This is a genomic window from Amycolatopsis dongchuanensis (assembly GCF_039542405.1).
Lineage (GTDB): Bacteria > Actinomycetota > Actinomycetes > Mycobacteriales > Pseudonocardiaceae > Amycolatopsis_E > Amycolatopsis_E sacchari.
Map to the genome: position 1 here is coordinate 26,437 of NZ_BAABIB010000080.1, position 12,035 is coordinate 38,471.

General features: G+C 67.9%; 12 protein-coding genes and 4 tRNA genes. 5 read left to right on the top strand and 11 right to left on the bottom strand.

The window, feature by feature from the left end:
- Positions 1–416 precede the first annotated feature (416 nt).
- Complete coding sequence (locus tag ABFX51_RS22055; RefSeq protein ID WP_346054792.1) at positions 417–2,327, top strand: LamG-like jellyroll fold domain-containing protein; 1,911 nt, start codon at positions 417–419, stop codon at positions 2,325–2,327.
- 211 nt (positions 2,328–2,538) lie between these two features.
- On the opposite strand, the gene ABFX51_RS22060 is transcribed toward ABFX51_RS22055, so the two are convergent.
- The 4 genes from ABFX51_RS22060 to ABFX51_RS22075 form a co-directional block, all read right to left on the bottom strand.
- On the bottom strand, positions 2,539–3,084 hold the full coding sequence (locus ABFX51_RS22060) for an endonuclease/exonuclease/phosphatase family protein (protein WP_218153609.1): 546 nt from the start codon (positions 3,082–3,084) through the stop codon (positions 2,539–2,541).
- A 152-nt stretch (positions 3,085–3,236) separates the two neighbouring features.
- On the bottom strand, positions 3,237–3,947 hold the full coding sequence (locus tag ABFX51_RS22065) for an SDR family oxidoreductase (RefSeq protein WP_346054793.1): 711 nt from the start codon (positions 3,945–3,947) through the stop codon (positions 3,237–3,239).
- Positions 3,948–3,960: 13 nt separating this feature from the next.
- Positions 3,961–4,941, bottom strand: a complete 981-nt coding sequence (locus ABFX51_RS22070; protein ID WP_091516663.1) for an NmrA/HSCARG family protein — start codon at positions 4,939–4,941, stop codon at positions 3,961–3,963.
- Between the two features lie 48 nt (positions 4,942–4,989).
- Positions 4,990–5,625: an NAD(P)-dependent oxidoreductase gene (locus tag ABFX51_RS22075; protein WP_346054794.1), complete on the bottom strand. Its 636-nt coding sequence runs from the start codon at positions 5,623–5,625 to the stop codon at positions 4,990–4,992.
- A 118-nt stretch (positions 5,626–5,743) separates the two neighbouring features.
- Here ABFX51_RS22075 and ABFX51_RS22080 point away from each other — a divergent pair, with 118 nt between their 5' ends.
- A complete protein-coding gene (locus ABFX51_RS22080; protein ID WP_245783432.1) occupies positions 5,744–6,130 on the top strand; it encodes a winged helix-turn-helix transcriptional regulator in 387 nt (128 codons plus the stop codon).
- A 280-nt stretch (positions 6,131–6,410) separates the two neighbouring features.
- On the opposite strand, the gene ABFX51_RS22085 is transcribed toward ABFX51_RS22080, so the two are convergent.
- From ABFX51_RS22085 to ABFX51_RS22095, 3 genes are all read right to left on the bottom strand, one after another.
- The gene (locus ABFX51_RS22085) at positions 6,411–7,310 is read right to left on the bottom strand and encodes an NADP-dependent oxidoreductase (RefSeq protein ID WP_091516655.1); all 900 of its coding nucleotides are present in this window, start codon (positions 7,308–7,310) and stop codon (positions 6,411–6,413) included.
- Between the two features lie 34 nt (positions 7,311–7,344).
- A complete protein-coding gene (locus ABFX51_RS22090; protein ID WP_091516653.1) occupies positions 7,345–8,250 on the bottom strand; it encodes an NmrA/HSCARG family protein in 906 nt (301 codons plus the stop codon).
- Between the two features lie 605 nt (positions 8,251–8,855).
- Entirely contained in the window at positions 8,856–9,278 is a 423-nt protein-coding gene (locus tag ABFX51_RS22095) for a hypothetical protein (RefSeq protein WP_143250013.1), read from the bottom strand.
- A 278-nt stretch (positions 9,279–9,556) separates the two neighbouring features.
- On the opposite strand from ABFX51_RS22095, the gene ABFX51_RS22100 reads away from it, so the two are divergent.
- Both ABFX51_RS22100 and ABFX51_RS22105 read left to right on the top strand, forming a co-directional pair.
- Positions 9,557–9,763 carry a winged helix-turn-helix domain-containing protein gene (locus ABFX51_RS22100; RefSeq protein WP_346054796.1) on the top strand — a complete coding sequence of 69 codons (207 nt, stop codon included), beginning with the start codon at positions 9,557–9,559 and terminating at the stop codon, positions 9,761–9,763.
- Between the two features lie 574 nt (positions 9,764–10,337).
- A complete protein-coding gene (locus ABFX51_RS22105; protein WP_346054795.1) occupies positions 10,338–10,529 on the top strand; it encodes a hypothetical protein in 192 nt (63 codons plus the stop codon).
- A gap of 85 nt (positions 10,530–10,614) precedes the next feature.
- On the opposite strand, the gene ABFX51_RS22110 is transcribed toward ABFX51_RS22105, so the two are convergent.
- From ABFX51_RS22110 to ABFX51_RS22125, 4 genes are all read right to left on the bottom strand, one after another.
- Positions 10,615–10,686 (bottom strand) — tRNA-Val (locus ABFX51_RS22110).
- Position 10,687: 1 nt separating this feature from the next.
- Positions 10,688–10,758: transfer RNA gene (locus ABFX51_RS22115), tRNA-Cys, on the bottom strand.
- Between the two features lie 25 nt (positions 10,759–10,783).
- Positions 10,784–10,856, bottom strand: a tRNA-Gly gene (locus ABFX51_RS22120).
- Between the two features lie 114 nt (positions 10,857–10,970).
- Complete coding sequence (locus tag ABFX51_RS22125) at positions 10,971–11,396, bottom strand: SsgA family sporulation/cell division regulator (RefSeq protein ID WP_091516645.1); 426 nt, start codon at positions 11,394–11,396, stop codon at positions 10,971–10,973.
- A gap of 389 nt (positions 11,397–11,785) precedes the next feature.
- On the opposite strand from ABFX51_RS22125, the gene ABFX51_RS22130 reads away from it, so the two are divergent.
- Positions 11,786–11,857 (top strand) — tRNA-Val (locus tag ABFX51_RS22130).
- The last annotated feature ends 178 nt before the right edge of the window (positions 11,858–12,035 follow it).

The following is a 12,035-nucleotide window of genomic DNA, read 5'->3' on the forward strand; positions in this document are numbered from 1 at the left end:
CGGGTCGGGTACGCGCCCGGTCGCGCGTCGGACAGAGCGGGACGTACCGCGGCGACCCGGGTGAGGCGGAAGTCCGCGACGATTTCCGCTCGCCGGCGGTACCGCCTCACCCTCTCCCCGCCGCGGGCGTTGCGCCCCCGTGGGAGTCCCTGGCGCACTCACTGGCCGGCACCCTGGGGTGTGGCGTAGTCGTCTTCGGGTGTGAGCGGGCCGCCGTGCGGGATGCGCGCGACGACGTCGACTCGCGCCGGCGGGAATCGTGCCGCACAAAAAGGCGTTTCTACCGATTCGCCGAACTTCCGCCGGTGCCGGTAAGGCAGTGGCTCACCGCCGGTCATCTCGCGTTTGCCGTGGCTCAAGGGAGCGTGCCTAGCGTCGGGGTGATCTTCCCGGAAGAAACCTGGATGGGGTGGAGCATGCCTGAAAAACTCGGGCCGAACCGGCGGTCGTTCCTGCGCAACGCGGGGCTCGCCGGTGTCGGGGCGACCGCGCTGAGCACGCTGGGGGCCGTCGCGCCTGCCGAAGCGAACGAGGACGCCAGACCCTCGGGCCGGTGGAATCCCGACACCGAGAGCAAACAGTTCACGCTCGCCGTGATGCCGGACACGCAGTACCTGTACTGGGGCAGCCAGAACAGCATCAACCCGGAACCGCAGGAAGCGTCGTTCCGGTACGTCATCGCGAACAGCGGCACGCCGAACAACAACATCGTGTTCATGGCCCACCTCGGTGACCTCACGCAGGACGGCGACGCGACGTCGTTCCAAGCGGTCGACAAGGCGTTCAAGGTCGTCGACAACGCGAACGTGGCCTACAGCGTGCTGGCGGGCAACCACGACGTGTCCGGCGACGACACGCGCGGCACCACGCCGTACCTGCAGACGATGGGCCCGCAGCGGTTCAAGCGGCAGAAGTCGTTCCTGGGCTCCGACGCGAGCGGCTACAACACCGCGCACGTCTTCCGGGCGGCCGGCCGCGAGTGGCTGCTGCTCGCACTGGACTGGCGCACCTCGGCAGCGGGCTTCGCGTGGGCGAACCAGGTCATCAAGGCCCACAGGAACATGCCGGTGATCCTCACCTGCCACGAGATCGTCGCACCGACCTACGGTGACGAGGTCTACCCGTACGAGTCCGGCGACCCCGAGAACAATGCCGTGCTCAGCGACTACGGGCAGACCGTGTGGGACGAGCTGATCAAGGACAACGACCAGATCTTCCTGACGCTCAACGGCCACTACTGGCCCTCGGGACGCACGACCAAGAAGAACTCCGCGGGCAACGACGTCCACCTGCACATCACGAACTACCAGAACCGCTACATGAGCGGCCGCGGCATGCTGCGCCTGTACCACTTCGACCTCGACCGCAACACCATCGACGTCGAGACGATCTCGCCGTGGATCCTGGAGAAGGACCCGGCCGAGCGCAATCGCCTGGAGGTGCTCGAAGCGCGCCTGACGACCTCCGTCGACCGGTTCGCGGTGCCGGTCGACTTCGAGAAACGCTTCGCCGGCTTCATCCCCGTCCCGGTGCGCCCGGCGCGGCCGGCGAGCAAGGTCCTCGTGCCGGGCACGCTCGCGTACTGGCGCTTCGACGGCGGCGGCAAGGACGGCAGCCCGTTCACCGCGAGCCAGCGAGTGCGTGACCTTTCGGGCCACGGCAACGACCTCACGCTGCTGTCGGTGCCCGGTTCCGCCGCCGACGCGCTCACCTGGTCCGCCGACCACCACCCCGACCAGCCCGGCCACGCGAGCTTGCGCTTCGTGGGTGGCAAGAACCCACTGCACGGCGCGTACCTCACGACCGCTTCGCGCGCGCCGCTGAACACCGAGACGTTCAAGAGCGGCTACACCATCGAGGCGTTCGTGAAGATCCCGCGCGATTGGGACTCGGGCAACAACGGGAACATGCCGGTCCTGTCGCGCTGGGGCGAGGCCGGCAACGCCGGCAAGTACGGCAAGAACACTGACCCGAAGGAGCCGGTGGCCCAGCTCATGACCACGAACAACGGCCGCGAGGTGCAGTTCAACTGCTACCCGCTCAACCAGACCTACCCGACCACGAACTGGAGCCACGGCTTGGCCGAGGACCAGTGGTGGCACATCGCGGTCGTCAACGACGGGCACCACACCAAGCTGTACGTGGAAAGCGCGCTGGTCGCCGACAACCCGTCGACCGATTCGATCGGCATCACCTCGCTCGGGCTGACGTGGCTGCTCGGCGGCCACGAGTACGGCGGCGCGATCGACAACGTGTTCCACGGCTGGATCGGTGACGTCCGGATCGTCAACCGGGCGCTGCGCCTGGAAGAGTTCCTGACGAAGTGACGCGGGGCCGGGCGGGTCTTCGTACCCGCCCGGCGTACGCCGTGGCGCGTCAGGCGAGCTGGGTCAGCAGCCCGGCCAAGACCCGTTGTTCCGAAGGTCGATACCGTCCAGCGGTGAGTGGTGAAGAAACGCCCCCGGCTTGGCTGATGCGGCAAGGTCCAGAACCGGGAAAGGACGAAGAAGTGTGGCTCGCGGGGTCTGAGGCCGATACCTATGGCAGGTCGAACGTCGCGGCGACCGGACTGTGGTCCGAACCGGATTCGCCCGTGTGCTGGTGGGGGTCGTCGGTGACCGATGGCAGGGCCTGGTTGATGGTGCGGACGGTGGGCAGGGGCTTGACCAGTTGGTGGCTGACGAGGATGTGGTCGATGAGTTCCTTGCGGCCGCGGTAGATCCGGGAGTACCGCTGGTCGCCAGGGATGAATGGCGCGAGGTTCCAGAGACGCCACGCATCGCCCTGGTCGGGGTGGTCGAAACCGCCGGTGCCGATCTCGGAACCGGGCGGCCCGCTCAGGATCTGGGTCGTGGCGGCCGTGGGCTCGTCGTTGAGGTCGCCAAGCACGATGAGTCGGGCGTCGGGCTGGGCGCGGAGGTGGGCCGTCGCGAGTTCTCGCACGGCGGTGGCCTCGGCGGCGCGGCGGTACAACGCGTAGGCGCCGGACACGGCTCGGTGCCACGTGCCGCCGACCCGGCTGGCGAGATCGTCGAGAGCCTCGGGGTCGCCGAGTTCCTGCACGGCCAGGACGGCCGATGCCATCTCGGTGATGGTGTGGCGTCGTAGGACGGCTGGTCTTTCGGGCCGTCTCCGCCGGGGAGGAACAGGTTCTCCAAATTCCAGGTCGCGATGGTGAAAGCCGCAGGACGAGGACTTGTCGCGCGGCGCGGGGCGGCCCGGACTGACCGCATCGCTCAGAACAGCCCTCCGCCCACCCCCAACGTCTGGCCGGTGACCCACGCTCCGGCAGGCGACACCAGAAAGCTCACGACGTCGGCGATGTCCCCCGGCTCACCGATGCGGCCCAACGGGGTCTGTGCGGCGATCAGGCCGGGATCGACAGTCAGCATGTCGGTCCTGGTCGGACCCGGCAACACACTGTTGACTGTGATACCGCGCGGTCCGAGCTCTCTGGCTGCCATCCGCACGAGGGCGTCCCCTGCGGCCTTGGTGGCGGAATAGGGGCCCGAGCCGGGATTCAGGGCTACCACCGATCCGCTGGAGATGATGACGATCCTGCCTCCGTCGCGCATCCGGCGGGCGGACTCGCGAAGGCCGATGAAGGTGGCCCTGGCGTTCGTCCTCCAAAGCAGGTCGAAGTCCGCATCCGACATCTCGGCGATGGGGGCGAGCGCGGTAGCGGCCGCGTTGCCGACGAAGACGTCGAGCCGCCCGAAGTGTTCTTCCGTTGCTCTGAAAAGGTCCCGCAGACCCTCTGGAGCCCCGATGTCCGCTTGGACCGCGATTGCTTTCCGCCCCGCCGATTCGACCTCCAGGACGACCTCTCGGGCGGCTTCGGCGTTGGATCGATGGTTCACCACGACGTCGAAGCCGTCGACGGCGAGTTTTCGTGCTATGGCACGGCCGATGCCGCGCGCGCTTCCGGTGATGAGGGCGACGGCCACGGGTTCTCCCCGGTCAGAGAGCGGACTTCAGCAGTTCGCGGTGCTCGACCAGCCAGTCCTCGAGCGTGCGCAGCCGCGGGTTCAGCGCCCGGACGACGTCGAGACTTCTGTTGCCGACGTAGGAATCGGCGGCCTCGGTGAAGAACTGGAACATGTTCCCGAGTTCTCGGGCCTCCGGGAATCCCGCGTTGCGCAGCTCGTCGTGGGTCAGCGGTCGATAGACGACCGGTTCGCCGAGCACCTTGGCGAAGAGCTCGGCCATCTGCTCGCCGGTGGCGTGGGTGCCCGCCAGCCCCACGGTGCGTCCGATGAACCGGCCGCCGGCGCGGAAGATCCCCAGAGCGGTGCGGCCGATGTCTTCGGCAGCCACGAGCGCCATCGTGCTGTCTCCCATCGGGATGGTCAACGTGGCTCGGCCGTCCGGATCGCGGCGAGGGCTCAGGCCCGCGTAGATGAACATCTCGTAGAAGAACGAGGTTTCCAGGAACGTCGTCGGCACTCCGTGGGAGACGAAGGACGCATTCGCCTCGTTCTTGGCGTCGAGGTGCGGCACCTTGTACCCGTCGCCGAGGGTCGGAACATCGCTGCCGAGGAACTTGAAATGCGGACGGGTGTCTTCCAAAGTCGACCACACGACGTGCTTGAGCCCGGCGGCCTCGGCGGCGCGTGCCGCGTTCTCCGCTTGGTCCCGCTCCATCCGCGCGCGACTGCGAAGCGCTTCCTGTTCCTCGGTCAGTTCCTCGCGGAAGTTGGTGACGACGAACGCGCCATAGGCACCGTCGAAGGCCGCCCGCAGGCTCGTCTCGTCGTCGAGATCCGCCTGAACGACCTCGGCGCCGCGCGCGGCGAACTCCTTCGCTTTCACCGAGCCGGGGTTACGCGTCAGCGCCCGCACCGCGAACGGTCCGTTCCAGTCGTCCAGAAGGGCGCGCACCAGCCCGCCACCCTGAGCGCCCGTAGCTCCCACCACTGCGATGATCTTCTTTTCGGTCACAATAAGTCCTTCGTGAATCAATTTAACATACGGTTTTGACGAGGATCATCAGTAGCCGACAGCGAGCCAGGTGCGATGAGTTTTCGGGGAGTCGATCTCATCGGCGAAGGCGATCGCATAATCTTCCACGCCGAGTGTCGATCGCCCGTCCTCATCGGTGACCTGCGCGGTGGAACTCGTGCGACAGAGACCGGTTCGGACCCCGGGCTGATGCGGCCCGAATTCCGCCGCGGGAACGAGATAGAACCAATCGAGGTGTTCCGGTGCCGACCTGAGGAGGTCGAGGGTCCGCTGATGCGCCTGGGCGCGGGGGATGAGCCAGGCCGGAAATCCCGGTGTGCCGGCCTGGGGTGGACCACCCTCGACCAGCGGCAGCACTGCCGAACCACCGACGACTCCGAGCCGCGCGCCGACTGCTTCGGCGGCGCTCAGCAACACCGCCGAACTCACATCGAGCGCGTTGCTGCCGGTGCCCGCCGGAAGTGCCGACACCAGCACGTTCGCGCCGGCGGTAACCTCTTGGAGGAAGCCGCGATCGTGCACGCTTCCGGAGACTGCGACCACTCCGCTCGGAACGTCCGTGCCGGGATGCCGCGAAACGGCGATCACCTCATGCCGGCGCGAGTTCAGTTCGCGGACGAGAGCGCTGCCGACAAACCCCACGCCGAACACGGTTATTTTCATCGTTGCCTCAGACTTTCCGTGGCGACAACCGCCTTGAACCAACTTGAACTATCGTGGGGTTGGGTTCGGTACGAGGTCAATGAGGCACATTCGTGTGCCTGGTATCATGGAGGTAACCGTGAGTGCTGCTCACAGCCCCGCCGGCGCCGAGACATGTGACGTGCGCGAGGCCTTGGACCTCATAACCGACAAATGGTCCCTTTACATCATTTCCAATCTCGGTGGCGGTCCTCGTCGCTTCAATGAGCTCAAGCGCGTTGTGAGCGGCGTTACTCAACGCATGCTCACCGTCAGCCTGCGTCGTCTCGAGCGCGACGGCGTCATCATCCGCACCGTCCACGAGCTGATGCCGCCCCGCGTCAGCTATCGGCTCACGCCTCTGGGTTCCAGCTTGCTCCAAGCCGCGGCCCCGCTCATCGCGTGGAGCAGCAGCCACATCTCCGACATCGCCGATGCTCGCGCGTCTTATGACCGCGACTCGAGTCGCTCCGTTGACATCGCTTGACGGGCACCACGTCACCGCGCTCGTGTTCGCCGCGTACAGTCGCCCAGGGGGAATTGGGCTTCCCGCGCCAGTGCCTCACCGGAGCCGCTTTCGATGACGGCACCCCGCGTATCGTTCCGCGAGTTCGTCGAGTCGCGGCTCGCCTCGGCCACCCTCGCCGCCGCAGCGGCCCATGCGGCGGTTCGGCGACGACATCGGCCTGGCCCGCCGGCACGTGGACGACGTGCTGGCGCTGCAGGACGACTTGGTGGTCAGCTGCCGCGGCAGCTGGGGCGCTGACCTACGGCCGCAGGACGAGCTTCCCGGCGGCGTGACCGCTCGCGCTCAGCTCCTGCGCCTTCGCGGCGTCCTCCAGCGGAAGGCTCTGCGCGATGCGCACCGTGAGCTTGCCGTCGGCTGCGAGGCGGGTGTACTCGCCGAGGCGGGAACCGAACGGGGCGCCGGGTCCGGAGAAGGTGACGCCGAGCTCGGCGGCCTTCTGATCGGCGATGGTGATGATCCGGTCGGTGCCGCCAAGCAGGTCGATCGACACCTCCAGGTCGCCCGCCCCCGCGGCGTCGTACACGGCGTCGATTCCCTCCGGTGCGGCCTCGCGGACCCGGTCGGCGAGGCCGGCGCCGTAGGCGACCGGGATCGCGCCCAGCGAACGCAGGTAGTCGTGGTTGCCGGGGGAGGCGGTGCCGATGACCGTGGCGCCGCGGGTGACCGCGAGCTGAACACCGACGGCGCCGGTCACACCCGCGGCTCCGTGGAGCAGCAGCGTGTCGCCTTCCCCGACGCCGAGGGCGTCGAGCACGCGGACGGAGGTTTCGACGGCGACGGGTAGTGCGGCGGCGAGGTCCCAGTCGAGGTCCGCGGGCTTCGGGCCGAAGTCGACGGCCAGCGCGTGCTCGGCGTACGCGCCGGTGACGGTCCAGCCCAGGACCTCGTCACCCACCGCGACGCCGGTCACGCCTGCGCCGACCTCGTCGACGACGCCGGCCGCCTCCACGCCGGGGATCACCGGGAACCGCGGCGCCAGCTGCGGCCGCCACCCGTTGCGGATCTTGGAGTCGAGCGGGTTGACCCCTGCCGCCACGACCTTCAGCCGCACCTGCCCGGGTCCGGCGTGCGGATCGTCGACCTCTTCGAGGCGAAGGACTTCCGGGCCGCCGAACTCGGTGTAGGTGATCGCCTTCATGTCTGCTCCAGTGCTCGTCGCTCTAGGTGAAAAATCATTTGTGGCCGGGACCGGCGGGCGTGGCCCAGCCGGTCGACCGGATCCACCCGGTCAGGTCGAGGGTGGCCGGCTCGATCGCCCGCACCGCCCCGAGATCCGACGGGTGTTCCCCCGCCTTCGCGAACTGGCGGAACATCGCCCTGTCGAGTTCGCTGGGAAGCACGCTCAACGGGAGAGCCTCGTACCGTGCCGGGAGCCCGGCGCGCGCGCCGAACGCCGCGGCGATCTGAGGGCCCGTCAGCTCGTCGCCAACCAGCTCGACGGCTTCGCCGGGTGTCTCCGCGGTGTCGAGCAGGAGCGCGGCGGCGACCCGGCCGACGTCCCTGACCGAGATCATCTTCAGGGGGACGTCCTCCGGCAGCGGCAGCCTCAGCACGATCTCCCCGTGCTCCAGGCTCGGTGCCATCTCCTCCATGAAGGGGGTCGGGCGAACCATCGTGGCCCTGAGGCCGGACTTCCTCAGGTACTCCTCAATCCAGTGCTTCGAGTCGTGGTGCGGCACACCCCGCTCCCGGTCCGCGCCGAAGACCGAGTTGAACACGACGTGCGGGACGCGTGCCTCGACCGCCGCGTCGACGAGCGCGGTACCGATGCGGATCTCCGTCTCGACCTCTTCGAGGTTGCTCGCCTCCGGGGTCATGAAGTAGAACGCCTCGACCGCCGTCAGCGCGGCGGCCAGCGATGCCGGGTCGTCGGTCCGGATGGCCGCCAGCTCGACGCCGCGGGCGGCCAGCGCCCGAGCCCGGTCGGACCGCGGGTCGCGGACCAGGGCCCGCACCGTGGCCTTGTGGTCCAGCAGCGCGTCGACCACCGCCCCGCCCTGTCGCCCCGTCGCGCCGAAGACCGCGATCGTGCCGGTCGTCGCGGGCGCGGCGTCCTCGAACTTGATCTGTTGTGACATGTCTCCACGATGCGGCTGCGGCGCCAGGCTCACCACCGGTATCACGCCAGGTTCTCCCGATAACCCGCCAGGGTCGGGTAGTCGCGATCGGCCGGACACCGGGGGCTATCGCTCGTCGGCTCGGTCCTCCCGCGGCTCCCACGGGTGAGAGGTTGGCGGGGTAGCCGTAGTTCCGGTTCGAGACGCGTCAACAGGAGTGGACACAGAACGGGACCTATCTGACCCGGGACCAAGTCGCTGCCGGTATCGCATGCCGGGGATGCGGACACCCGATCAACGACGGCTGGGGGCCGGGGTGCCGCCGATCAAGATGACCGCTGAGCAGCGCGCTGACTACGACGTCGCCGACGCGGAATACCGGGCCCAGCACGGTGACTGCCGTTCGCACCGCTGGTCAGTGGGCAACTCACGGATGATGCTCTGCGGCTACTGCTGTCCGCCACCGCCGGTCGATCCGGCTGCTCATGAGAGAACGCGGGCGATTCCACGCAGCGGCTCGAAGCCACGGCCGGAAGACTTGGACATGTGGCGGTTGGTGTCCACCTGCGGGCACATTGTGGAGAGGACTCAGCATCGCTCGAACGAGCGGTGGACCGGGATGACGGCTACGTGCGGCGAGTGCGGGCAGATTCGCGGGATCGTGGAGACGGAGAGGCTGCCTGCCGATGAGATGCGGCGGCGCGCTGACGTCGAGCGTGTTCGGCGTCCGGCTTCTCCAGCGCGGCCAGTTGCTGGTGCTGTCGGAACGCGCTGTCAGCCGGTCGATGGTCGCCGATGTCGTTAACCAAGTCGGCCACCCGGCACTCATACAGTTCCGCCAGTCTCCCCAACACCTCGAGCGAGGGCGCGTGCCCGGTTTCGGCGGGCCAGAGCTCCCAGTAGGAGAAGTTCTTGAACGTCTTCGGGTCGGCAGGCCAACGTTCGTTCCATCGATCGGCGGCGTCGCGCTGACTCCAGCCCCGCACCAGCCGCAACGCCGTGCGCATGTTGACGTGGTAGCGATGGGTGAACACCTCGGCGATCTCCACCCAGGTCTTGGCTTCAGCCCGCAGTTCACTGGTCGCCTGCGTCTACTTCGGACCATGGCTCCTGATCTGGCTGGGGTGGCTGACGCGCCGCTGGCTAGCGGAGCGCCGTATTCGCCGCGAGCGCGTGCCGGTGGCCGTCCTCATCGCTCGCGTCGAGAAGGAACGGGCTGCTCAGGTCACGCATCCTCTGCGCCCCAACCGAACCAGCCTGCCGCCCGGTTGGTCCTGGCCGAGCCGCGACCCCGTACGAGGAGATGGCCAGGCATCTGGCCTCCCGCATGGAGTCCGGTGACCTGGCCCCGAACACGCCGTTGCCGTCAGAACGTCGGCTGGCGCAGGAATACGGCGTTTCGCTGGGTACAGCCCGTCACGCCACTCGGCTCCTGCGCTTTCGTGGCCTGATGATCACCGTGCGCTCCAAGGGGACGTATGTCGCCGACCGACAGCACTGGCCGCGTCCCACTACCGCCGCAGAAGACGTCTGAACCACCGTGAACGACGCTCACCACCGCACCGACCTCGATACCCGCCTCGACCACGCCATCGAGGCGGCAACCGCGGACCTCCTCCGGCACCAGCACAACGACGAGCGCGCCGTGGATGACCTCGTCGTGGGCCGTCGCCTCCTGGAGATGGCCGTTGACTTGCTTTCCCAGGCCCCGGATCTTGAGTTGACGGAGCTGGACCGGGCCTTCATGGGCGTTGTCGCTGCCACCCTGGATCGGCCTGCCGCACCGCCGCGTACGCGTGATTCGCCTCGGCCCCCTGACGCTCACCGTCACCACCCACGTCGAGGGAAGAAGGGGGCGGACGAAAACTCCGGCGGGAACGCGGTGGGTTCCGCTGCCTTCGAGTATCGCGGTGCTGTACGAGGAGCTGCTGGACAGTCACCGGCATCCGTTCGTGGTGTGCACGCCGGAGGGGAAGCCGTGGCGGCGGTCGAACTTTCGGCAGCGGTTCTGGCCGCCCGCCTGGGACGGGTGAACCCGGATGACCCGTGTTCGGAAGATCACATTCCGGCGATCCTGCCCTGGTTCACGTTCCACGAGGGTCGCCGCGGTGGCGCGGCGGGCGCGGCTGGGGCAGAAGAGGAAGGGGATCAGCCGGGCCTACGACCATGTGACGCCGGTCATGCAGCAGCAGATTCTGCAAGCCCTGGAAGCGCGGTGGTGGGCGTCGATCGCGGCGTTGACGCCGGGGGAGCGGGCGAAGCTGTTCGGCTGGTTCCCGCGGGCTCGCTTCAGGCTGTGACGCGAAACGCCTCGAAACGCCACAGCCAACTGACCAGATCCGGTCATGATCACTGCCAGGCTCACCGGCCTGGGGAAAAAGTGAGTGCGCGATACTGGGATCGAACCAGTGACCTCTACCGTGTCAAGGTAGCGCTCTCCCGCTGAGCTAATCGCGCGAGGTGGAGACGGGATTCGAACCCGTGTACACGGCTTTGCAGGCCGTTGCCTCGCCTCTCGGCCACTCCACCGTACGGGCCCGAGTGGGCTCCTCCGAGCGGACGACGGGATTCGAACCCGCGACCCTCACCTTGGCAAGGTGATGCGCTACCAGCTGCGCTACGTCCGCGTTACCTGCGACCCGGGAGCTCCCGGCCCCCGTCGTCGTGGTGTGGCAAAACCATATCCGACCCCGGAAACCGCGATCACAGGGGGGTACCCATTGTGATCGCGGTGGCTCTGATCAGCCCATATCGTTCGGGATCAGGTGGGTGAGCGCGTCGTCGACGTCGACCCACAGGTGCTCGTTGCCCGGGAGCACCACGTCGTAGGTCCGGTCGAGGAAGTCGGCCAGCTCCTGCGCCGACGCCTCGAACATGGCGTGCCCCGAGGGCGAGTTCAGCTCGATCAGCACCGACTCCGGGTCCTCCACCGAGGGGCGGATCCTCACGTCGCCGTCACCCGCTTCGGCGAGCAGGCCGTCGGCCAGCAGATCGCGCGCGTAGACCCATTCGACCCAGCCGGCCCGGCCGGTGCGGAAGGCGGCGACGACCGCGTACGGGTCGCGGGTGTCGTAGCGCAGCTCCACCTTGACCGGCACCGCCGGAGTGCGCGGCGCCAGCAGGTCGAACACCGCCGTCGAGCGGAGCGTCACGTGATCGTTACGCATGGTCTTACCTTTCGTCTCCCTCCACGGCCCGCCCGGCCGGGGTACTGCTGATGGGACGCACCAGCACGCCGGATCGCTCTCTGTCTGACGCTTAATCACCCAGATGAGTTCACCGGCCGCGTGGCCCATCTTCACCCGTCCCCGAGCAGGCCCGGTGTCCGGCCTCGTGATCGTCCACCGCGTACATACTGCTCGGTTTCGCTGCCGGACGACAGCGCCGTGTCACCAACGTTGCAGGTGACACGGGCAGCGACCGGGCGAACACAGTGCTTGCCACCACTCGGTTGTTCGCTCCGTACCCGCTCGTGCGCGCAGGGTTGGCCCCTAAAGACCACCCGTTTGCCAGAGCCGATCCGGGGTGCGCTAGAGTTCCTTCTCGTACCGCACGGGGGCGATTAGCTCAGCGGGAGAGCGCTTCGTTCACACCGAAGAGGTCACTGGTTCGATCCCAGTATCGCCCACCGGTTATTTTAGCTGTTCAGACGGCCTGTCGACGACCATCGTCGGCGGGCCGTCGGCGTTTGCGGGGAGCAGATGGGGAGCACGGCGTGCTGACCACTTCCGCGAATCCGAAGAGGTCACGCCGCCCTACCTTTCAGGGATGTCCGCGGTCCGCGAGGATCGGCGGATGCAGGTGGA

Bases quoted from the DNA above. Each gene is read 5' to 3' on its own strand.
- ABFX51_RS22055 (WP_346054792.1), top strand. From the start codon at position 417: ATGCCTGAAAAACTCGGGCCGAACCGGCGGTCGTTCCTGCGCAACGCG.
- ABFX51_RS22060 (WP_218153609.1), bottom strand. From the start codon at position 3,084: ATGGCATCGGCCGTCCTGGCCGTGCAGGAACTCGGCGACCCCGAGGCT.
- ABFX51_RS22075 (WP_346054794.1), bottom strand. From the start codon at position 5,625: ATGAAAATAACCGTGTTCGGCGTGGGGTTTGTCGGCAGCGCTCTCGTC.
- ABFX51_RS22085 (WP_091516655.1), bottom strand. From the start codon at position 7,310: ATGAAGGCGATCACCTACACCGAGTTCGGCGGCCCGGAAGTCCTTCGC.
- ABFX51_RS22090 (WP_091516653.1), bottom strand. From the start codon at position 8,250: ATGTCACAACAGATCAAGTTCGAGGACGCCGCGCCCGCGACGACCGGC.
- ABFX51_RS22100 (WP_346054796.1), top strand. From the start codon at position 9,557: ATGGAGTCCGGTGACCTGGCCCCGAACACGCCGTTGCCGTCAGAACGT.
- ABFX51_RS22125 (WP_091516645.1), bottom strand. From the start codon at position 11,396: ATGCGTAACGATCACGTGACGCTCCGCTCGACGGCGGTGTTCGACCTG.